Source organism: Salibacterium aidingense DSM 18341 (assembly GCF_000429685.1).
Lineage (GTDB): Bacteria > Bacillota > Bacilli > Bacillales > Marinococcaceae > Salibacterium > Salibacterium aidingense.
Map to the genome: position 1 here is coordinate 222,167 of NZ_AUCI01000007.1, position 22,266 is coordinate 244,432.

The 22,266-nt window shown below is 44.6% G+C and carries 25 protein-coding genes; all 25 read right to left on the reverse strand.

Annotated features, from left to right (window positions below; translation table 11 throughout):
* Positions 1–3: 3 nt before the first annotated feature.
* Positions 4–756, reverse strand: a complete 753-nt coding sequence (trpC, locus tag G475_RS0108695; RefSeq protein ID WP_026700949.1) for an indole-3-glycerol phosphate synthase TrpC — start codon at positions 754–756, stop codon at positions 4–6.
* Entirely contained in the window at positions 749–1,774 is a 1,026-nt protein-coding gene (gene trpD, locus G475_RS0108700) for an anthranilate phosphoribosyltransferase (protein ID WP_026700950.1), read from the reverse strand. Before trpD ends, trpC begins: the two co-directional genes overlap by 8 nt.
* Complete coding sequence (gene trpE, locus G475_RS0108705) at positions 1,767–3,278, reverse strand: anthranilate synthase component I (RefSeq protein ID WP_026700951.1); 1,512 nt, start codon at positions 3,276–3,278, stop codon at positions 1,767–1,769. The genes trpD and trpE overlap by 8 nt, the downstream gene beginning before the upstream one ends.
* A gap of 239 nt (positions 3,279–3,517) precedes the next feature.
* A complete protein-coding gene (aroH, locus tag G475_RS0108710) occupies positions 3,518–3,901 on the reverse strand; it encodes a chorismate mutase (protein ID WP_026700952.1) in 384 nt (127 codons plus the stop codon).
* A complete protein-coding gene (gene aroB, locus G475_RS0108715) occupies positions 3,894–4,991 on the reverse strand; it encodes a 3-dehydroquinate synthase (protein WP_026700953.1) in 1,098 nt (365 codons plus the stop codon). Before aroB ends, aroH begins: the two co-directional genes overlap by 8 nt.
* Positions 4,991–6,163 carry a chorismate synthase gene (gene aroC / locus G475_RS0108720; protein WP_026700954.1) on the reverse strand — a complete coding sequence of 391 codons (1,173 nt, stop codon included), beginning with the start codon at positions 6,161–6,163 and terminating at the stop codon, positions 4,991–4,993. Before aroC ends, aroB begins: the two co-directional genes overlap by 1 nt.
* Before the next feature lie 110 nt (positions 6,164–6,273).
* Positions 6,274–7,098, reverse strand: a complete 825-nt coding sequence (locus G475_RS0108725) for a CheR family methyltransferase (protein ID WP_051302347.1) — start codon at positions 7,096–7,098, stop codon at positions 6,274–6,276.
* Between the two features lie 495 nt (positions 7,099–7,593).
* Positions 7,594–8,037, reverse strand: a complete 444-nt coding sequence (gene ndk / locus G475_RS0108730; protein ID WP_026700956.1) for a nucleoside-diphosphate kinase — start codon at positions 8,035–8,037, stop codon at positions 7,594–7,596.
* A gap of 96 nt (positions 8,038–8,133) precedes the next feature.
* Positions 8,134–9,105, reverse strand: coding sequence for a heptaprenyl diphosphate synthase component II (hepT, locus tag G475_RS0108735; protein ID WP_026700957.1), 972 nt, complete (start codon positions 9,103–9,105; stop codon positions 8,134–8,136).
* 11 nt (positions 9,106–9,116) lie between these two features.
* Positions 9,117–9,980: a menaquinone biosynthesis protein gene (locus G475_RS0108740; protein ID WP_035710594.1), complete on the reverse strand. Its 864-nt coding sequence runs from the start codon at positions 9,978–9,980 to the stop codon at positions 9,117–9,119.
* Complete coding sequence (locus tag G475_RS0108745) at positions 9,977–10,567, reverse strand: UbiX family flavin prenyltransferase (RefSeq protein WP_026700959.1); 591 nt, start codon at positions 10,565–10,567, stop codon at positions 9,977–9,979. The genes G475_RS0108740 and G475_RS0108745 overlap by 4 nt, the downstream gene beginning before the upstream one ends.
* Entirely contained in the window at positions 10,564–11,424 is an 861-nt protein-coding gene (locus G475_RS0108750; protein WP_026700960.1) for a UbiA-like polyprenyltransferase, read from the reverse strand. The genes G475_RS0108745 and G475_RS0108750 overlap by 4 nt, the downstream gene beginning before the upstream one ends.
* Positions 11,421–12,155 (reverse strand): demethylmenaquinone methyltransferase, encoded by a 735-nt coding sequence (locus G475_RS0108755; RefSeq protein WP_026700961.1) that lies wholly within the window; start codon positions 12,153–12,155, stop codon positions 11,421–11,423. Before G475_RS0108755 ends, G475_RS0108750 begins: the two co-directional genes overlap by 4 nt.
* Before the next feature lie 16 nt (positions 12,156–12,171).
* Positions 12,172–13,092 carry a heptaprenyl diphosphate synthase component 1 gene (locus G475_RS0108760; protein ID WP_026700962.1) on the reverse strand — a complete coding sequence of 307 codons (921 nt, stop codon included), beginning with the start codon at positions 13,090–13,092 and terminating at the stop codon, positions 12,172–12,174.
* A gap of 7 nt (positions 13,093–13,099) precedes the next feature.
* A complete protein-coding gene (gene mtrB, locus G475_RS0108765; RefSeq protein ID WP_026700963.1) occupies positions 13,100–13,318 on the reverse strand; it encodes a trp RNA-binding attenuation protein MtrB in 219 nt (72 codons plus the stop codon).
* Between the two features lie 19 nt (positions 13,319–13,337).
* Positions 13,338–13,907 (reverse strand): GTP cyclohydrolase I FolE, encoded by a 570-nt coding sequence (gene folE / locus G475_RS0108770; protein ID WP_026700964.1) that lies wholly within the window; start codon positions 13,905–13,907, stop codon positions 13,338–13,340.
* Between the two features lie 190 nt (positions 13,908–14,097).
* Complete coding sequence (gene spoIVA / locus G475_RS0108775) at positions 14,098–15,579, reverse strand: stage IV sporulation protein A (RefSeq protein ID WP_026700965.1); 1,482 nt, start codon at positions 15,577–15,579, stop codon at positions 14,098–14,100.
* 157 nt (positions 15,580–15,736) lie between these two features.
* Positions 15,737–16,459: a DUF3939 domain-containing protein gene (locus G475_RS0108780; RefSeq protein ID WP_233275753.1), complete on the reverse strand. Its 723-nt coding sequence runs from the start codon at positions 16,457–16,459 to the stop codon at positions 15,737–15,739.
* Between the two features lie 67 nt (positions 16,460–16,526).
* Positions 16,527–16,721: a DUF2768 family protein gene (locus G475_RS0108785; protein ID WP_026700967.1), complete on the reverse strand. Its 195-nt coding sequence runs from the start codon at positions 16,719–16,721 to the stop codon at positions 16,527–16,529.
* Positions 16,722–16,975: 254 nt separating this feature from the next.
* A complete protein-coding gene (locus tag G475_RS0108790; RefSeq protein ID WP_026700968.1) occupies positions 16,976–17,236 on the reverse strand; it encodes a stage VI sporulation protein F in 261 nt (86 codons plus the stop codon).
* Positions 17,237–17,300: 64 nt separating this feature from the next.
* Complete coding sequence (locus G475_RS24610) at positions 17,301–18,383, reverse strand: NAD(P)H-dependent glycerol-3-phosphate dehydrogenase (protein ID WP_051302349.1); 1,083 nt, start codon at positions 18,381–18,383, stop codon at positions 17,301–17,303.
* An 18-nt stretch (positions 18,384–18,401) separates the two neighbouring features.
* Complete coding sequence (gene plsY, locus G475_RS0108800) at positions 18,402–19,052, reverse strand: glycerol-3-phosphate 1-O-acyltransferase PlsY (protein WP_407636195.1); 651 nt, start codon at positions 19,050–19,052, stop codon at positions 18,402–18,404.
* Between the two features lie 36 nt (positions 19,053–19,088).
* Positions 19,089–20,402: a ribosome biogenesis GTPase Der gene (der, locus tag G475_RS0108805; protein WP_026700970.1), complete on the reverse strand. Its 1,314-nt coding sequence runs from the start codon at positions 20,400–20,402 to the stop codon at positions 19,089–19,091.
* 124 nt (positions 20,403–20,526) lie between these two features.
* On the reverse strand, positions 20,527–21,126 hold the full coding sequence (locus tag G475_RS0108810; protein ID WP_026700971.1) for a YphA family membrane protein: 600 nt from the start codon (positions 21,124–21,126) through the stop codon (positions 20,527–20,529).
* A gap of 42 nt (positions 21,127–21,168) precedes the next feature.
* Complete coding sequence (fni, locus tag G475_RS0108815; RefSeq protein ID WP_026700972.1) at positions 21,169–22,254, reverse strand: type 2 isopentenyl-diphosphate Delta-isomerase; 1,086 nt, start codon at positions 22,252–22,254, stop codon at positions 21,169–21,171.
* Positions 22,255–22,266 lie beyond the last annotated feature (12 nt).

The window sequence follows — 22,266 nt, forward strand, 5'->3', positions numbered from 1 at the left end:
CTATTAAGCCCCTTTCAGCTTTTTCAACGCCTGTTCGACATTTTCCTGTCTCATTAAAGATTCCCCTACCAGTACAGCTTTGGCCCCCTCATTCTGAACATAATCGATATCTGCCGGTGTATGAATTCCGCTTTCACTAACAATCAGACTTTGGGGCGGCACATGCCCGCTTAGATTATGTGTCACCTGAAGCGACGTTTTAAAAGTATCTAAATCACGGTTATTAATCCCAATCAGGGACGGTTCAAAAAGGCGGAGTACCTCCTCCAGTTCACGGACAGAATGAAATTCGACCAATACTTCCAGGCCTCGCTGTACCGCAGATTGGTATAAATAATGGAGTTTTTCAGGTTCGAGCGCAGCTGCAATCAATAGAAGGGCGTCCGCTCCTATGCGGCTGCTTTCTTCTACCTGCACTTCTTCTATGATAAAATCTTTTCGCAGAACTGGCAATCCAACTTCTTTTTTCACATCCGTTAAATAATCCCTGCTTCCCTGAAAATAGGTCTCATCCGTCAGCACAGATAACGCTGCCGCCCCTCCGCTCTGGTAGCTTTTTGCTATTTGTACCGGATGGAAAGGACTGCGGATCAGTCCTTTGGAAGGGGAGGCTTTCTTTACTTCCGCTATCACCTGGATGGTTCCGCTTTTTTCAGCTAAGGCGTGCTGCAGAGAATAATGAGGGACATCGGCTGTTTCCGGCATCGTCAATCGGCTTATTTCGTCTTTTTTTGTAGAGAGAATGTTATTAAGCATAAAAGGTTTCCACCTCAATATTACGCAGCGTTTCAAGCTGCTGCTTTACCGTGCCGTTTTCCAATGCTTCGCTGGCAATGACCGCTCCTTCTTTTAAGGTGGTGCATTGGTTGGCGACATATAAGCCGGCTGCCATATTCATGATAAGAATATCTTTGGCTGCCCCCTTCTTTTCTCCTTCAAATATTGCTTGAATAAGCGTAGCACTTTCCTCAGCATTTTGTACTTGAGCATTTTTTATGCTCGTTTTTTGAAGCCCGAAATCTTCCGGACAAATGGTATACTGCTGGACCCTGCCGTCTTTCAATTCGGTTATATACGTCGTGCCGGAGGTAGTAATCTCATCCATTCCGTCCTCTCCCGTAACAAAAAGTGCCCGTTCAGTGCCCAGACGGTTTAACGTTTCTGCCATCATCTTACCGTAATCTTTATGAAAGACACCGATCACCTGTGCCTTTGCGTTTGCTGGATTCGTCAGCGGTCCGAGCAAATTAAAAATGGTGCGGAAGCCAATTTCTTTTCTGGGTGCCACTGCATGTTTCATTGCAACATGGTACAGCGGAGCAAACAAAAAGGCCATGTGATAGCGGCGCAAAGACTCTACTGCTGTTTCAGGCGTCGTCTGAACGGGGACCCCCAATTTCTCCAATACATCTGCACTGCCGCTTTTGGACGAAACCGAACGGTTCCCGTGCTTGGCTACCTTCACCCCAAGAGAAGACAGGCCGATCGCTGAGGCGGTGGAAATGTTATACGTAGAACTTAAATCCCCGCCAGTTCCGCAAGTATCAATAACACCTTCTTCCCCGTGCTCCATACGGATGACATGATCACGCATCGACGCAGCAAAACCGGTCATTTCATCGATCGTCTCTCCCCGATAACGAAGCACTGTCAATAGACTTGCGATCTGACTTTCTGTCGCGTTTCCTTCCATTATTTCATCCATCGCTGCTTTTGCTTCCTGTTCGGTTAAAAAATCCCCATCCATGCATTTTCTTAGAATTTGCTTAAACACCCTGATTCTCCTCCTTTTCTGAGAACATAGTCTCTGCCGCTTCAATGGCCTTTAAAAGAGCTGCCGCTTTATTTTGAGTTTCTTCATACTCATTTTCCGGGATGGAATCTGCGACAATACCTGCTCCGGCCTGTATTTTTGCTTTTCCACCCTCTACAATCATCGTTCTGATTGCTATACACGAATCGATATTGCCATCATATCCAAGATAACAGACGGCTCCGGCGTAAATGCCGCGGCGGTGGGGTTCCAATTCCTTCAGAATTTCCATGGCACGAAATTTAGGGGCACCTGACACTGTTCCGGCCGGAAACGAAGCCTGAAGAGCCTCTATCGGAGTCACCCCTTCCTGAAGCCTCCCAGTGACCTTGGAAATAATGTGCATAACATGAGAAAACTTTCCTATTTCAAGCAGAACAGGTGTATCAACCGAACCATATTCAGCAACTCTGCCTACATCATTTCTCGCAAGATCAACAAGCATATAGTGTTCCGCTCGTTCTTTTTCATCCTGCAGCAGTTCGTCAATGAGTCCCTCATCTTCTTCCATTGAGTTCCCCCGTTTTCTGGTTCCTGCAATGGGGTGAATTTCCACATGACTGTCCTGCACCTGAATCAGCCTTTCCGGCGAGCTGCCGACAACTTCCTGAGTACCCAGCTTTAAATAAAACAGGTACGGGGAGGGATTGATCATCCGTAATGCCCTGTATATATCAAAGGCCGAAACGGAAACAGTACGTTCAAACCGCTGTGACAATACAGCCTGAAAAATATCTCCGGCTTTAATGTAGTCCTTAATCCGTTCCACGTCCTGTTTAAACTTTTCCTTAGGATATAGGGAATTCACTTCTCTGAAATTCACGGTTGTCTGTTTTGCAGCCGGTGCCGAGAAAAGGTCATCCCGCCCGCCTCTGGTCAGCTTCTGCATAAATCGGGCTACACTCGATCTGGCATTTTCAAATCGATCCGCCGCCGCGAATGCTGTCTCTGTATCATAATGAATGAAGGTCAATTCTTTTGTCACATGATCGAGGGCAATGATCGTTTCACAAAATTGAAGGGTAATGTTATCTTCTCTCGGCTTTTCATTTTCTGTCTTCAGGTCTGGTTCAAAATCTTCTACGCTGTCATAAGGAACGACCCCTACAGCACCACCTCTAAACGGTATATCTACTTCCGCCGGGGCCGGCTGCAAATATTGGATCGCCTGCTCCACCAGCTGCGATAAGGACTGATTTTTTTGTATCACTTCCCCAGCCCTGTTCACAAATTCATAACTTCTGCTGCGGTCCCGGATGGTATATTGCGGGTTCAGTCCAATAAAGGAGTATCTGGACCAAGGCGACGCCTCATCTTTGCTTTCAAGCAAAAACACAGCATATTCCCGAAGTTTTTGAAATACTTCAATCGGGGTCAAAGTATCAGAAAAAAATGTACGGACATAAGGGATCATACGATATTCAGCAGTCTGTTCCTGAAAAATTTGAAGGGACGTTTCAGACATGCGCTCACCTCTTTCATCTGTGGAAGAAGAGAGCAAATAGACGGGGATGCTTAGAAGGGCACTACCACTACTGGGACAGGGAATATGGTTTCCCCGTGCTTCAATATAAAAAGCCTGAAACGGAAAAGTTTCAGGCATACGTAACCTACAGCCGCTCCGCTCCGCTAATCTCCTCTATTCTCTCTGCTCTCCGCTCTTCTCCATAACTATAACCACACTAAACTAGAACTACTTTTATATTACAAGGAATCTCTCTTTTTTGTCAACTCCAGATCGGGGCGGAGACTGACAGCATCATTGAGGTATACATGATGGACTTCGTCCTGTGCTGCTTCCGTTTCAGCTGTCAGCATTATTCTTATACAGAGCGGCAGGCTTTGGGGGACAGGAATTTCCCGGGCACACATTACCGGAACAAACTGCCAGCCGTCTATCAGTCTTGTCGCTTTTGCCGGAAAGGCAGCATCCAGATCAGACGTGACAGTAAACCATATATGGGAGACATTTTCAGGAAAAATATTATTTTCTTTAATCATTTTTTCTAACAATCTTTTTGTACTGTTGACGATTTGTTCTTCTGTATTTTTTTTTACCGTGGTTGCCCCTCGAAAACCTCTAATCATATTTCACGCCCCCCTTCTTCATTTCTGTAAGCAAGTCAAGCACGTCGCTTTCCCGGACTTTTTGGAGAAAAGGGCGGCCCGGACTTTCAACCAGAACAAAGGCAAGCTCTCCCGCCTGAACTTTCTTGTCGTTTTTAATTGCTTCCATCAGCTCTGCCGGAGAGAAGGCAGACGGAGCTTCCACGTCATATCCCAGCTTTTCCAGCCAGGATGCTTCTTCTTTAATATTCCAATCGGACAGCTGCAGGTAATTGCTTAGCTTCATCGAAAAAATCATGCCGGCTGCTACCGCTTCCCCATGGGTCATATCTCCATAACCCGACACTTTTTCCAGCGCATGTCCCAGAGTATGCCCAAAGTTTAAAAACGCACGTACGCCGGATTCTTTTTCATCTTCTTTTACAATATCCGCTTTTATAGCAATGGAACGTTTGAGAAAACGCCTTAATGTATCTTTTTTCATAGCGTCGACACTTTGCACATTTTCTTTTAGCCAGGCAAGAAATTCCGGATCTTTTATATACGCATGTTTTATCATTTCAGCAAACCCGGACCGCCATTCTTTGTCCGGGAGGGAAACCAGCGTTTCCGTGTCGTAAATAACAGCTTCCGGCTGGTAGAAAGCACCGATTAGATTTTTTCCAAGCGGGTGATTGATCCCCGTCTTCCCGCCTACACTGCTGTCCTGGGCAAGCAAAGTGGTCGGCATCTGCACAAATGCTATTCCTCTCATATAGGTGGCTGCTACAAATCCTGCCAAATCCCCTATAACTCCTCCGCCAAGCGCGATGATAACAGACTGACGGTCCAGATGCTCTTCCATACAGGCAGTCAGTCCTTTTTCATATCCTTCCAGAGACTTGGAGCTTTCTCCCGCTTCTATGGAAAAAAAGCTGACCGGGTGAAAGGCTTCCAGGGCGGCTTTCACCTCGGCCCCATAAAGGGAAGCTACATTGGCATCACTGAATATCAGCACTCGACTTTTTCCTTTTAAAACCGGTTCAAGCAGACGAACAGCCTGATGCCGGATCCCTTCTCCTATATATACAGGGTACGAACGGCTGGGTGTCTCCACATGTAACTGTTCCATTAAAATTCCCTCGCCCAATCCGTGTGTTCTTTTATATTTCGTTCAACCGCCTCCACTCTGTCGGACCCAAACATATCCAGAAGGGCGTCCGCAACTTCAAACGAAATGACATTTTCCATGACGACCGATGCCGCCGGAACCGCACAGCTGTCCGAACGTTCTATGCTCGCGTTAAATGGTTCCTTTGATTCAATATCGACACTCTGCAGCGGTTTATACAGTGTTGGGATTGGTTTCATTACCCCCTGGATTACAATCGGCATTCCATTGGTCATGCCGCCTTCAAAACCGCCCAGGTTATTTGATTTTCTATAATAGCCCTTTTCATTATCCCAGGCAATTTCATCATGAACCTGACTCCCCGGGAGACCGGCAGCGTCAAAACCAATCCCGACTTCCACTCCTTTAAAGGCATTAATACTCACAACGGCGCCTGCGATCTTAGAGTCCAGTTTCCTGTCATACTGGACGTGACTTCCCATACCGATCGGCACTCCGCTGATCACTGTCTGGACGACTCCGCCGATGGAATCGCCATTCGCCTTGGCGTCGTCGATCGCCTGTTTCATTTTCTCTTCTGCTTCCTGATCGAGACAGCGGACCGGAGATTCTTCTGTTCGTTCCTTTAAATCATGAATGTCTTTATATTCTGTATTCTCGGCCTTAATTCCGCCTATTTCAAGCACCTGTCCGCCAACCTCCATGCCAAACGTTTTCAGTACTTTTTTGGCCAGTGCCCCTGCACAAACCCGCGCTGTCGTTTCACGCGCCGAGGAACGCTCGAGCACATTCCTCATATCACGGTGGCCGTACTTAATCGCCCCGTTTAAATCTGCATGTCCTGGCCGCGGCCGGCTGATCTGGCGTTTTACGTCTTTTTCTTCTTCCTCAGTCAGTGGTTCCGAGCCCATTATTTTTGTCCAGGACTTAAAATCATTATTTTCGACCACCATTGTAATCGGGGCACCTGTTGTTCTCCCATGACGCACGCCGCTTTTAAACTGGACCTTGTCCTTTTCTATCTGCATACGCCGGCCTCTGCCGTATCCCCCCTGACGACGCCGCAATTCGCGATTGATGTCTTCTTCCAGGAGTTCCATATTTGCAGGTACGCCTTCCACAATCGTGGTCAACTGCGGCCCGTGTGATTCTCCCGCTGTTAAGTATCTCATGTCTTTCCACTCCTTTATAGATAACCTCTCTCTTTAGTGCTTTTATGCATTAAATGATAACATATTATACGGGTGTATGGGGAAGCAAACAGCAGAAATTACAATCCTCCTTACAGGTTCTTGACTTTTTTGTAGAAAAACGTATCTTCCGTTTTAAACCCAAACCGATCCGGATTAAATATCTGTTCCGTGCTTCCCACAAACAACACTCCGCCTAGGTTTAACGCTTTATTGAATTTCTCATATATGCTCTGCTTTGCTTCTTCCGTAAAATATATAAGGACATTGCGGCAAATAATTAAATCAAACCCGGCTTCATATGTATCAGCAAGTAGATTGTGACGGCGGTAGGTTACCTTATCCTTTATTTCCTCCGAGATACGATATCCTGTCTCTTCTTTATGGAAATAACGCTGCACCACCTGGTTTGAGAATTCCTTTAATGCCCGCTCCGGATATAAACCGGTCCGGGCGCGTTTCAAAATAATTTCATCTATATCTGTAGCCAGAATAGAGTAATGCGGAACTAGTTTTTTTTCTTTCAAAAGAATTGCCAGCGTATATGGTTCCTCCCCGGTTGAACAGGCGGCCGACCATATTTTCAACCTGGAAGTGTCGCTTGATAAACGGGGCAGAATAATGTCACTCAATACGTCCCACCGTTTCGGATTTCTATAAAACTCCGACACATTGATTGTCATTCTTTCTAAAAACTCTTCGAGTACCCCCTCGTCCTTTGTAATTCCCTCATTGAAAAACTCCTGAAAACTATAAAAGCCCCGTTTTTCATAAAATGATGTCAGGCGCCTTTTCATTTGAGCTTCTTTGTATAGAGATAGGTCAATCCCGGTTTTTCGTTTTATGTTTTCTTTAAAACTTTCATAATCCGAAGAGGCTGCCTCTTCTCTCTGTTCGTAACTCCTGTTTCTGTTCATTTCATTTTCCTCTCCTGCAACCAATTCATTTTTTCATTATATCATGAGTAATAAGGGGTGAATAGTCTGTAAGAAAGCATTAAAACGCTGTAGAAAGAAGCCTCTGGCAAAAGTCTGTTAACAGCCCGGATACACGGCGGTCGGACGCTTTCAGACCTGGACAATAGGGCGGCACCGGGTCTCCTGCGGATCGCCGTGTCTTCTAGGCTGCGGACGCGCTTCAGCTTCTCGCCGCCTTCCGTCCCTGTCCGTCCATTGTTATAGAAAAAAGAGCAGGACATAACCGTCCAGAAATAAAAATTCCGAACGATTCGCGAAAGAATCGTTCGGAATTTTTTGTACATCTATACTACCACCGCGTCAACACTTCGCTTCCCGCGGGAGAAATCCCCTCCCTGCGGGTCTCGAGACACAGACTGTTCCCACTGGCAGCCTTCGCATGTTCGTTGTATCTTTACCATAAACGAAGGAATGCTCGCTTGTTCTTACTTGAAGTTAGACCCACTCTGTAATCAGTTTTTCGTAAGACTGGATTTCTTTTTCCTCGAAAAATAAACGGATTTCCCGTTCCGCGCTTTCCGGTGAATCAGAGCCGTGAATCACATTCATGCCAACCTGTACGGCATAGTCTCCTCGAATGGTCCCCGGAGCAGCTTCCGCCGGGTTTGTTTCGCCCATCATTTTACGGGCTTCCGCGATCACATTTTCTCCTTCCCACACCATGGCAAACACGGGGCCGGAAGTTATAAAGGAGATTAAATCGTTGAAGAAAGGCTTGTCCTTCAGTTCGGCATAGTGTTCTTCCGCAAGTTCTTTAGAAATTGTCATTAATTTTCCGGCGGCCAGCGCATAGCCTTTTTTTTCAAAACGCTGTATAATTTCACCGATCAGGTTACGCTGTACTCCATCAGGTTTTACCATAATAAAAGACTTCTCCATGTCCTATCCCTCTTTCTATGTATTCCTGTTACTAAACCCATATGATTATACCAAACGTTGAAAGCGTTAGCAATGTAACAACCAGAACATCGTGGTTTAATTACTTCGGCTGCCGATATAGGAAGCTATATCCTGCAGAGATTTTTTTGCGGAAATATCCGGTAGACCATCCAGAGAACGAAACGCTTTATTAAGGTATTTTTTACTTAAATTTTTAGAATACTCAATGCCGCCGGACGTCTTAATAATATCGATAAGCGGTGCCATATCCACATTTGTTTTATTAGCGTCATCCAGTACGGCAGCAATCTGGCCTTTGTGGCTGGAATCATAGTACATCGCATACAGGGCCGGCAGGGTGACATTCCCCTGAAGAAGATCACCGCCGGCCGGTTTTCCCAGTTCTTTTTCCGTCCCTGTGAAATCCAGAATATCATCGATAATTTGGTAGGACATCCCTACATTATATCCATAATGATACAGTCTGGATTGGTCCTGTGCTGAAGCGCCGGCACTTATGGCTCCAAGCTGGCAGCTCACGGCAATTAGCAGAGCTGTTTTTCTTTTGATTCGGCGCAAGTATGTTTTTAAATGCTGGTCCCAGTTATACTGGTGCCGTATTTGCTCAATTTCTCCAAGGCACATTTCCGTCATAGCTCCGGAGATAACCCGGTGAATAGACTCGTTCTCAAAAAACGCCGCTTTTTCTATCGCCTTGGCAAAAATATAATCTCCGGTATACATAGCCACCCTGTTATCCCACTGCGCTTTTATTGTCTTTTGTCCCCTTCTTAAATCAGCATCATCAATGACGTCATCATGGACCAGTGAAGCCATGTGGATAAGTTCCAGGGCTGCAGCTATATGTTTGATCCTGTTAATATCATAACTGCCGAATTTTGCACTTAACAATACAAAAACGGGGCGGATTCTTTTCCCCCCGGCCTGAAGGAGGTGAAGTGATGCCTCCCTTAATACAGGATGTTCTGCTTCGACCGCTTTTTCCAGTTCTTTTTCTATTTTTGCAATATCCGGTTTTAAGAACATATACAAATCCGCCAACTTCATAATATTCACCTTCAAGATAAGTGTTGCACCTCGTTTCCGGCCACCCACATATTAATGTTTCTTACTGGATGTTCTAAATAATTGTGTTTATGCAATAATTCGAAATAATATAAGAGCCCTGTTTTTTCCTTTTCTCGAAAATCATAATGAAGGCCGCGGAAATATTGTTCCCAAAATGATACTGTTCCTCCGTACTTTTGCTGGACCTCTCTGATCATAGGAGGAAAATAAGTATGTAAAGAAAGAGTTTTACTATATAAAAATTCTTTATATATTTTTTTTACCGTTTGCGGATGCTCATCGCCAGCCGTTTTTTTTACAGCAAAAACAGCATAGGTCATGGGCAGTCCGGTATGTTGATACCATAATTCACCTAAATCATAACGGTGCCAGGTTTCCTCTGTATTCCACGAGGCGCGTATCGCGTCATCTCCGATCAATAAAAATGCATCATTATTGATTTTCATTTTCACTGGGTCCGGTTCCATGCTTTGATACGTAACCTCCCGGAACCCGTAAAATTCGTTTAATATAATCTTTAACAGATGAATCGAGGTCGCACTGGAGGTAGTAAGCGCAATGCGTGCCCCTTCCAGTGCTTCAATCTTTCTGCTTGAAAATAAATAAATCGAACCAACTTTTCCGTATGAAGATACGGACAAGTCCGGCATTAATTCCAGCTCCCCGCAGTTTTCCCCAAAGGCAAACGAGGAAATTCCTGCAACATCAATATTACCTTCCGCCATACCTTGGTTTAAAGCTGAAGGGACCTTTGGATAAAAGCGGCATCCTTCCGCTTCCAACGCTTGTCGGTTCATGCAGAAAAAAGCTGGAATGATGTTTGTATAGGAGATTTCTCCAACTCTTATACTCACTTTTTCTGCCCCCATCTCGTAAACAAAGCATGGTTGACATGCAGTGCATCCAATACCTTGCCTACTACAAAATTAATGAGATCGTCTTTTGTTTCAGGTAAATGATAAAAGCCCGGCATCGCCGGAATAATCCAGGAGCCGTTTTTTTCGGCTTTCCATAAATTTTCGAGATGGATCCCATTCAAAGGGGTCTCTCTCGGCACCAGAAGGAGGGATCTTTTTTCCTTTAAATGAACGTCCGCTGCACGTTCTATGAGATTACCGGACATACCGTTCGCTATTTTGGACAGGGTTCCCATCGAACAGGGGATGACGATCATGCCGTCGGTATAATAAGAGCCGCTTGCAACCGGTGCCTTAAAATCCTGCAGACCATGGACAGCAAGATGGTCCGTAGAGTGAAATAAGCCTTCCAGGCAGGTTTGTCTATCTGAGGTATCAAGAAGCAGTTCTTCTCTGAATACCTGCCATCCTGCTTCACTGATTAAAAGATGTACGTAATGGCCCTGCTGCAGCAGTTCATCCGTCAACCGAACGCCGTACACCGCACCACTGGCTCCTGTAATGGCCACCGTAAATATCTTCATAGAAGCACGTCTCCAATCGTAAAGAGCAGCATCACAACACTGATAACTCCATTCATCGGGAAAAAGGCGACCCCGACTTTTGAAAGATCATCGGGTTTTACCATTGAATGCTCATACGTCATAATCAATCCGGCAATCAGGACACCTGCTAGATAAACGATAGAAAGCGGAGATAAAAAATGCAGCGTCAAAAGCGACAGAAAGCTTATCACATGAAACCATCGTGCCGTGTACAATGCGCCGGCAATGCCAAACCTCGATGGAATGGAATAGATCCCTTCTTCTTGATCGTGTTCCTTATCCTGTGTAGCATAAATGACATCAAAGCCGGCTGTCCAAAAAGCCACCGCAAGAAACAAAAAAAACGCTTCTGCCTGCAGGGTGCCGGTAGCTCCCACCCAGCCTCCAAGCGGCGCAATAGCAATTGTTACCCCAAGAATAACATGACAGAGCCAGGTAAATCTCTTGGTATAAGAGTAAATCGTTAAAAAGAAAACAGCCACAGGTAAAAGATATACAGACAGCATATTCAGTTGAAACGCTGAAATAAATAAAAGAGTAAAAGAAGCAGCTATAAAAAGAGCACTTTGATTAACGGATATAAGTCCGGCTGGAATGGCCCTCTCTGAAGTACGTGGGTTTTTTTTATCGATGCGGGCATCAATGACACGGTTTAATGTCATAGCAGCACTTCGTGCCCCGACCATGGCAAGGGTGATCCAAACCCACTCTGATACACCGGGCCATGTTCCTTCCACCATTAAATTTCCAAGAACAGCTCCAAGGAACGCAAAAGGAAGAGCAAATAGTGTATGTTCAAATTTTATCATTTCCAGTATTATCTTTATTTTTTTCATGTATGTATGTTCTCTCCTTGCACTGCACCAGGTTTCCGGGCAAAATGTGCAGCTGCGGTTCCCATCGAATAAGAAGTTACCTCTATCTGCTTAAAACCGGCTCTTGAAAACATAAAAGTGAGCAGATTTTTATTTGGAAACGCAGCCGTGGACTCCTGAAGCCAGGAATACTCGTCATAGCTTCCTGCAAATAGCTTGCCTAAAACTGGCATGAAATAAGTAAAATAAACAGAGTATAACGTATGGATATATTTGTTTTCCGGCATCGATGTTTCGAGACAGACCGCTTTCCCTCCAGGCTTTAAGACCCTGAACATTTCGTGTAAAACAGTTTGATAGTCTGCGACGTTGCGAAGTCCAAATCCAATGGTGACATAGTCAAATGTTTGATCTTCGAAAGGGAGTTTCATCGCATTGGCCTTTTTTAATTTAATAGAGGGCAGCTTTTCTTTTTGAATTTTTTCCCGGCCGACGTTCAGCATGTTATCACTGAAATCGACGCCGGTGACAGATCCTTCTTTGCCAGCAGCTTTGCCGAGATCTATTGTCCAGTCCGCCGTTCCACAGCAGACATCCAACACTTGAGCCCCGTTCCTGACATCCATCGCCTCCATCGTCTTCCTGCGCCAGGATTTATGAAGGCGAAAGCTGATGACGGAGTTCATTTTGTCATATTGATGATAAATGCTTTCAAACACCTCATGTACACGTTCTTCTTTTGACTGACTCATTCCAACCCTTCTCTCATTATTTAATCTCTGCTTCATCCTGAAATGCAGTCCATGAAAGCAGCCTGTCATAAAGAGCACTGTCTTGCTGGAAAGAAAATGTATGTAATTGTTGATAAAGTTCCTTTTTCAGGTGTGAAATTTTATCGGAAAGCCATTTTTCCGTCCGTTCCGGAGGCCAGTTTTTCACCTTCTCCCTGAGCTCTTTTTCAAAGAATTGATGCACGGCCCCAGCTGCTGCTGATAAAAATTTGACTTCCGTATACTCTCTCTCCCGGTTTAGTCTTTTTAAGAGAAAGAAAGTTTCAGCCAGCGACCCAAGCTCTGGTTTTCCATAAAAGGCGCTGATATTTTTGAAAAAGCAGCCTTCGACAAGAGCCAGGCGGTGCATCAATTCGTCTTCGCTTGTGTTTTCCCCAAAGTGGAGACACATTTTTTCTTCGTTAATCCGCTGAATAGCGTCGCTGAACACCGGGATGATGGTTGAATGGACATTGTTAATAAGCATCGTATGGTACAGGCTGCTAAAAAAATCTCCTGCCAGTACCGTCAGTTGTTTTGGTTTTTTCTCTGCCGGTGAACTTCCTCGATCATTCTCCACTTTTTCATGAGTGGCAAAGGCGGCCTGAACAAATAGAGCAGACAGAATCTGTTCTTTTTTCTGGTCCTCTGTCAGATCCGTTCCCGCCAAAATCTCCCTCATGAAAAAAATGATGTCGTATTCGATGTCAGCCTCTTCAATGTATTGTTTCAGATAAGAATGGCTTGTCATATTTTTGAACGCACGTTCGATACGTTGTACATCGACAGCTTCATAAGGCTCATTAATCATACTGTTGTCCCCCATGTGTTTGTAAAATAACGCAATAAATGTTTTTATGGGTAAAGACGTGCCAATGCCGCTATTATAGCACAGATCCAGTCCTGGCTGAACCGGCAAAGCCTGACTATTCCTCGTTCCTTATTTCCCCGTGACTCGTTTGAATGAGCGCTTTTCCTCTTACTTTCACGGCTGAAGTATGTTCCGTAAACTGAGCTATCATTACTTCGCCGCGGTCAAGTTTTTCTGAATGATGAAACCTTGTGTCCGTACCGCGGGTCAAGCCAATTACATTTACTCCATCTTCTTCTGCCTTTATAACGAAAAAATCGTCTTTATCCGACATGCCTGCTTCCCCTTTCTATTTAAGACCGGTTAATTAATGTCAATACTTCAGATCTGGAAGCTTCATCTGTTTCAAAAGATCCACGGACCGCTGATGTTACTGTTTCTGTACCAGGTTTCTGAATACCTCGCATGGTCATACACATGTGCTCTGCTTCCACCACGACAATAACACCGTGAGGTTCCAAGGTGCGCACAATCGTATCTGCTACAGTGGAGGTAATCCTCTCCTGAAGCTGAGGTCTTTTTGCAACTGTCTCCACTGTCCTGGCAAGTTTACTCAATCCTGTAACTTTCCCGCCCTTTGGTATGTATCCAACATGCGCTTTCCCATAAAAAGGAACAAGATGATGTTCGCACATGGAATAAAAAGGAATATCCCTGACGAGCACCAGTTCTTCGTGATTTTCTCCAAACACTGTCTGCAGATGTTCGGACGGATCTTCATGAAGCCCCTGAAAAACCTCTTCATACATTTTTGCTACCCGCATCGGAGTATCAAGCAGCCCATCTCTATTTGGGTCCTCTCCTACTGCTTCTAAAATTAATTGAACAGCTTTTCGTATTTTATCGTGATTAAAGGTGGACACTCTTTTTTCCCCCTGTCTGCAGTTAATATGACCTTTGAAAAATTTTAGCATAAGGGTATAGAGAAAGCAAAGATTCAGCGCAAAGTTACCATAATTATATTATGTAAATTAAAGATGCTTGTCCCAAGCAGAAGCAATTTTTTTGTACAAAAAAAAGCAGCCGGTTAGTAGCTGCTTTTTTCCCTATTGATTATAAAATAATCGCGATTAACCCGCCGGAGCCTTCATTTATAATCCTTTCCAGGGTCTCTTTTAGTTTATATCTTGCATTTTCGGGCATAAGGGAGAGTTTTGCCTGAATTCCTTCCCGGACGATGGAATTCAAAGAGCGCCCGAAGATATCAGAATTCCATATCGATAAGGGGTTTTCTTCAAAATCCTGCATCAAATAACGGACGAGTTCTTCACTTTGTTTTTCGGTTCCTATAATCGGAGCAAACTCTGATTCCACATCCACTTTAATCATATGAATGGACGGGGCGACTGCTTTTAATCTTACGCCAAAGCGGGAACCCTGTTTGATTATTTCCGGTTCATCCAGACTCATGTCTGTCACAGCTGGAGCAGCGATTCCATATCCAGTTTGTTTCACCATCTTTAAGGCGTCGCTCACCTGATCGTATTCATGTTTGGCGTGGGCAAAATCCTGCATGAGGTGGAGAAGTTGATCCTTGCCTCTGATTTCCACGCCTACGACTTCTTTTAGGATTTGATCATACAGATGATCTGGGGCGTATAAATCAATTTCTGCAACGCCCTGCCCCATTTCAATACCAGCCAGACCGGCCTCGTCAATAAATTCAAAGTCATTTGCAAACTGGCGGACCACCCTGTCAACATCCCGCAGACGCTTGATGTCCTTTACCGTATTACGAACCGACTGCTCATATTCCTGCCGCAGCCAGTGGTCATCCCGCAGCACCATCACCCAGCTTGGCAGGTTCACGTTTACCTCATGGACGGGAAATTCAAACAATACTTCTCTCAGTACATTGTTAATATCATGTTCCGTCATGCTTTCAATACTTAACGCAAGAACCGGAATATCATGTTCTTCAGCAAGCTCCTGACGAAGCGCCTCTGTTTCCGGATGATGCGGACGTACCGAATTGATCACCATAATATAAGGCTTTCCTACTTCATTTAATTCTTCGATCACTCTTTCTTCTGATTCCACGTAATCCATGCGCGGAATTTCCCCGATTGTCCCATCCGAAGTGACGACAACCCCAAGGGTCGAATGCTCTTGTATTACTTTACGTGTTCCGATTTCAGCTGCTTCCTGGAATGGAATCGGCTCTTCATACCAGGGTGTATTGATCATACGCGGACCATTTTCATCTTCATACCCTTTTGCCCCTTCTACCGCGTAACCGACACAATCAACCAGCCGTACGTTGACTTCCAGTCCTTCCTCCACTTCCAGAGATACCGCATTATTTGGTACGAACTTAGGCTCTGTCGTCATAATAGTCCTGCCTGCTGCACTCTGCGGCAGCTCATCCGTAGCCCTCGCTTTATCAGCTTCACTTCCCATATTAGGAAGCACAACGAGTTCCATGAATTTTTTAATAAACGTGGATTTACCGGTACGGACGGGCCCGACTACTCCTAAATAAATATCTCCTCCAGTCCGTTCTGCGATATCCTTAAAGATATCTACCTTTTCCACTAGATCCCCTCCTGTTCAATAAAATTCCGATACCGGTCTTACATGTATGACAATATATATCTATGACTGTGTTTCTAAGTTATGCCTTGTTTATTAAAAGGAAAGACAAGCATAAAAAAACTCTTCCCTGTTTTATCCTTTGGAAAGAGTTTTCTATTCAATGTTCTTTAAATATCGGTTCGTTGTTATCATTTACTGTATATGGAACAGAAAAAGCAGGGGCAATCGGATAATTGTCCACGAGGATACGCCGTATGTCGTCTCCTTTTTCCAGCTCATGATCAAATTCCTGAAGGGCAATATGCAGATCAATCGCATAATCGATTCTCACTTCTCCGTTTTCATTCATCAACAGCGGAAGAGTCGTATCTGACTGATAGGGGCTTTCTACTTTAGCCTCTCCATTGTAATCCAAACGTTCCAGGTCAATTTCAAATATTTCCGGTCCTGCCGTATCTTTGATCGGGGCATACTCATTTTCCTCAATGTATGCATTAATGGCTCTCTGCAGCTTCTGCACTTCGTTCATTACACTCAAGTCAAGGACTTTAACAGTCGGCTGTTCTTCCGGATCGATAATGACATATTGATAAATCCCACCGTTTTCAAATGAATTACCGGGAGGCTGCTGCATATATCGCGGAATTAACTGATTAAAGTCGATCATGTACTTTTGGTAAATGGGAGTATCTTCTTCGGTGGTCTTGATGGGAAGCACATTGTTATCCTTGCGGTATTGATCTACCGCCTGCTGGACCGTTTGAAGCTGCGCTTCATAAGGAATCCGATTTTCCGCCCGTTCTTCCTGCGGAAACATACAGCCTGTTAACAAAAAGGCGAGGGCAGTCACGCAGATTATAATATTTTTAAAGCTGTGCACTTATCGTCACCTCCCGAGAAAAAATGGTTCGGTTATTGGGAAATAACGAAACATCTCATTTCCTCATTTATTCTGCAATCGGGCCGCGCATGACAATAATTAGTACGATGAGCCCGGCAACCATTAAAAATATAAACGAAATGATAAGGATAAGTATCCGAAGAACCCCGGATACTTTCTGGGATAATACGGATAATCCTGCTGATGCAAACATTAGAAATATACCAAAGAAAGCAAACCACATATTCTGCAGTGCCGTCATTTCCTAGTGCCCCCTTTTATCCAGACCATATTATAACATAATGGAGAATTCTCTTGGCAGAGGTTCCTGCTGACATAATCGTGACAAAATCATGAAAAAACCAGCTCGTATAGGGGCAAATACGGCTGGTTTTGGCTATATTCTTTCCTTTTTCAATTTTACAGCCTTTGTTCTACTCTGTTTACTGTATTCATAAACGTGTCTATTGGAATGAGCATATGCCTTTGAAGCATAAAGAAATTTTCATTATTTTGTTATTTTGACTGAAACCACTTGCTTAACGAAGCCAGATCGAGCGGGACGTTATTATTCATAACGGCTTTGACTAATTCGTCCTCCTGCTTTCGCGAAACGGATTTGCCGGCAAGCCTGGAAACGTCTTTAATTACTTTGCGCACGGTATTTTCATCCTGAAAATCAGCACCGTTCAAAGATTGGACCAGCTTCATCAGGTCTTCCTGTTTCACGTTTGTTTTCTTCTCGATCTGGTCAAACAGTGAATCGTTCTGTCTCATACAGCAGCCTCCCTTTATCACTATTCATCTTATCCTATGCGTGATAAAAAGAAGCCGTGCCTTTTCATTCGTTGTCATCCGGGCTCCAGACCATTTCCTGCCACTTTGTCTGAAAATCGGGGCCGAGCAGAAGGGACATATTTTCTACTTCATGTTTCCTTACCCTGCCCATCAGCTGCAGAACGGCATCCTCCGGTTTTTTCCCGTCAAACAGCACATCATATAAAGCTGCAGTAATCGGCATTTCAACTTCCATTACATGAGCAAGGCCATAAACGGCCTTTGTAGTCCGGACTCCTTCCACAACCATCCCCATTTCTTCAAGAACACTGTCCAGATCGTTCCCGCATCCCAGTTTGTATCCAGCCCTCCAATTACGGCTGTGCTGACTGAAACAGGTAACTATCAAGTCGCCTAATCCTGATAATCCAGTAAAAGTAAGCGGATTTGCTCCCAGTTTTATTCCAAGACGGGCGATCTCAGCCAGCCCTCTGGTCATTAAAGCAGCTTTCGCATTGTCTCCGTAACCAATTCCATCTGTTAAACCAATCCCAAGCGCGATGATGTTTTTTAGGGCACCGCCGATTTCAACGCCAATGAGATCCTGATTTGTATATACTCGGAAATGACGGTTCATAAATAAACCCTGAACCTCTTCCGCCGCCGCTTTGACATGGGAAGACACCGTAACAGTTGTCGGCTGTCTTTCACAAACCTCTTCGGCATGACTTGGCCCGGAGAGAACTACGGTCGCCTTCCCCTGTTTTCCATTTAATTCTTCTTCCATCATTTCTGAAATTCTTTTTGATGTACCAGGTTCAATCCCTTTGGAAGCGTGGATTAGTATGGTTTCTTCTTGAACCATGGAACGGAGGTCTCTCATGACTTCCCGTACTGCTTTTGTCGGTACCACGACTAAAATATAACCAGCATTTTTTGTACATTCTTCCATGTCTGTCGAAGCCTGAATGGAAGCAGGCAGGGTAAACCCCGATAAATACTGATTGTTCGTATTATATTGGTTAATTTCCTCTGCGTGATCCTCTCTTCTGGTCCATAAATGAACATTATGATGATTATCAGCTAATACAGCGGCCAACGCTGTGCCCCAGCTTCCCGCTCCGATGACTGCGACCTTTTCCGTCATGATTTCCCACCTTTGCCATTACGAAATCTTTTTCCCAATTTTATGTTCCGTTCCCTTCAGCAGCCTCTGAACATTGGTTCGATGCTTCCAGACTGTCAGAATTCCAAAAATTACTGTTAAATAAAAATAGGGTTCTGGATGACCGTAATAGGATTTCGTAAGTCCGATTAATACAGGGGTGGCAATGGCGAATATTAAAGAACCCAGTGAGACATATCTTGTCAATACAATGGATAAAATAGCTACAATTCCTACATAAACAGCCGGGAAGAAAACGAGGCTTGCTACAACCCCAATCGTGGTTGCCACTCCTTTTCCACCCCTAAATCCATAATAAACCGGCCAGTTGTGCCCCAGAATCGCCGCTGCTCCGGCCAGTGCAGATGCTAACCCTTCTATTTCTCCAACCGTTGTATAAACCGGGAGAAAATCTGTCATTTCCAGCCACTTTGCTATCCACACGGCTGCCACGCCTTTTAGTACATCCAGCGAAAGCACAGCAGCAGCCGGACCCTTTCCCAGGACCCTTAATATATTCGTAGCCCCGGCATTGCCGCTGCCATATTGTCGTATATCAATTTTTTTTATATTCCACGCCACAACATAACTAAAGCTTATGGACCCTAATAAATAAGCAATAAGAACAGAAATAATAAGTTCCACTAATATTCTCCTTTATCCGCCTTAGACCGGCATCCCATAATATTAATCACTCTTTCTGCGGGCTATAATCTTTATCGGGGTTGCTTCGAAGTGAAATGCTTCCCGCAGTTTGTTTTCGAGATATCTCCGGTAAGAAAAGTGCAGTAATTCAGGGTCATTGACAAACAAGACAATAGTTGGCGGTCCAACAGCTACCTGAGTTGCATAGTTAATACGCAGACGCCGGTTGGATTCAGTCGGGGTAGGATTCATTATAACAGCATCCAAGATGACATCATTTAATACATTGGTGGGGACACGCAGTTTATGGTTATCAGCCGCTTGTTTAACGATAGGCAGTAAATGCTGCATCCGCTGTTTGGTTTTTGCAGAGATAAACAAAACGGGAGCGTAGGTTAAAAACTGAAAGTGGTCACGGACCTCCTCCGTAAAACGGGCCATTGTCTTATCGTCTTTTTCGACAGCATCCCATTTGTTTACGACCATGACTAAAGCCCGCCCCGCTTCTTCTGCGTAACCGGCAATTTTTTTATCCTGTTCCCTTATTCCTTCCTCCCCGTTAATTACCATTAATACGACATCAGACCGCTCGATGGCGCGCAGCGCTCTCATGACACTATATTTTTCGGTATTCTCATACACTTTGCCACGTTTTCTCATCCCTGCCGTATCAATCATGGCATACTCCTGGCCGTCCCTTTCAAAGACAGTATCCACTGCATCCCGTGTTGTACCAGGAATGTCACTGACAATGACCCGTTCCTCTCCAAGAACTGCGTTGACGATAGAGGATTTCCCAACATTTGGTCTGCCGATAACAGACATCCGAATTGTGTCTTCCTCATATTCATCTTCTGCCTCCGCAGGAAAATGGTGAATTACTGAATCAAGTAAATCTCCCACTCCAATGCCGTGGGAACCGGATATAGGATATACTTCTCCGATGCCTAAAGCATAAAATTCGTAAATATACTTTTCCATTTCAGGGTTATCAATCTTATTCACCCCTAAAATCACAGGCTTTTTTGAGCGAAGAAGAAGACTCGCAACTTCTTCATCCGCCCCAGTCACCCCATCTCTTCCATCTGCCAGAAATATAATAACGTCGGCTTCGTCAATGGCGATTTCCGCCTGATGCTTCATCTGGACAAACAAGGGTTCTTCCCCGATTTCGATACCGCCTGTGTCAATAACATTAAACTCTCTATTCAGCCATTCCGCTTTACTATAAATCCTATCACGGGTCACCCCCGGGACGTCTTCCACAATAGCCAGGCGTTCTCCAACTATGCGGTTGAATATGGTTGATTTTCCCACATTCGGCCGGCCAACTATAGCCACTACAGGTTTAGACATATGGACTCTGTCCTTTCTTCTTTCTTCACTAATAACTAAGCAGCTGCTATTTAAAATGGAAGGAGCCTGAGGACTCTTTCCTTATTACACCATAAACAGCTAATATATTCTAGCAGATGAAAGGTTATTGAGGCAAATGGGCAGACGAAGCAGAATGGCGGCTAAACACAACATTTGCCGCTTTTGCCGACAAATGATGAAGATGCAGTATAAATAGAATCAGCACGACCGTATCGAGTACAAAATAATCTCCAGCCTGTACCAGTTGAGTCCAGGGGAATAAATGGATCTGGGTAATAATTTCCCCGGATAAACAGGTAATAAGCGCTAAGGCAGCCCTTTCTCGTAATGTTTTGGCAAAGACAAGAAATAATATGGAAAACAGCACCACATACGTAAGGGTCTGGCCGAATAAAAACACTACCGGTTCGTACCATTCCGCCAAGCGCAGGGCAGCAAACAAAAAAGACAGAGCAGCGGCCAAGCTCACCAATGTCCATTGTTTCCTTTTATTCACAGAAGCCAACAGTACCCAGCCGCCCCCATAAAAAAGAACAAAGGCAGGTTTGAGCGTCACGAAACGCTGGTTCCACTCTAAAGGATATAAAATTATTAAACTTAATATAAAGATGGCGGACACCAATCGAAACGTGTCTTTGGGAGCAAAGAACGTCTGGATGATCCACAGGTACCACAAAATAGAGAAATAAATAATGCCACTCATTTTTTTCCTTTTTTTCTAAAGCCTTGCCCATTCCGTCTTTTTTTAATCATCTTCGGATAGATCCGAAATGGAAAAGCCATCACGTTGACTGAATCGTTTTGTATTAATTCCTCTTTCGTTCAGCCACTCTTTTGTTTTCCCGGTAATAACCAACGGCTTTGTTTGAAGCTGGGAAATCGTTTCCGCCCCTGTCGCAGCCATAATCATTTTTAATTCTTCTATACAGTTCTGCAGAAACTGTTCCGCCCCTTTCTGACCATGTTTTTGCACAGCAGCCAGGACATTGCCGGCCATACCCACTCCTTCAGCGCCCAATGCAATTGCCTTCGCCATGTCTGCCCCATTTCTTATCCCGCCTGATCCGATTACAAAAAGAGAAGGGCAGGCATGAACCGCCTCTATAATCGAAGCAGCTGTAGTGATCCCCCATTCGTTAAAGAAAGAAAAGGTATGAGTTCTCCGCTTATTTTCAATAGCAGCGAAGTTCGTGCCTCCGTGTCCGCCGGTATCTATCATTTTTATACCAGCTTCTTTCAATAGTGCCGCTGCTTCCCTTGACATTCCAAATCCGACTTCTTTTACAATCACCGGAACTTCCAGCTGTGCCGCTACTTCCGCTATGCGGTGCAGAGCTCCGCGGAAATCCCGGTCTCCTTCCGGCATAACCAGCTCCTGAATTACATTTAAATGGATCTGCAGCGCATCAGCCTCAAGCATTTCCACTGCCTCCCGGGCCTGTTGAATGGTTAATTCACTCCCAAGATTGGCAAAAATAACTCCATTTGGGTGATTTGATCTTACTGTTTTATATGTATAAGATTCCCGTTCATCTTTAAGCGCTGCCATTTGGGAACCAACAGCCATAGCTGTCCCTGTACCGGCAGCAGCTGCGGCCATGCGGCTGTTCACTACTTCTGTTTCCTTCCCCCCTCCCCCTGTCATCGCATTAATAATAATCGGCGAACTTAAAGAAAGTTCGCCGATTGTAACGGATACATCCACACGGGAAACCGAGGTTTCCGGTAAGCTGTTATGAACGAAACGGACATCATCCAGGCTGTTGTAAGAAGCCATTCCTGTAGATAAAGCATAGGTCATGTGGTCCTTCTTCCGTTCTGATCTTGACACGTCACCAAACTC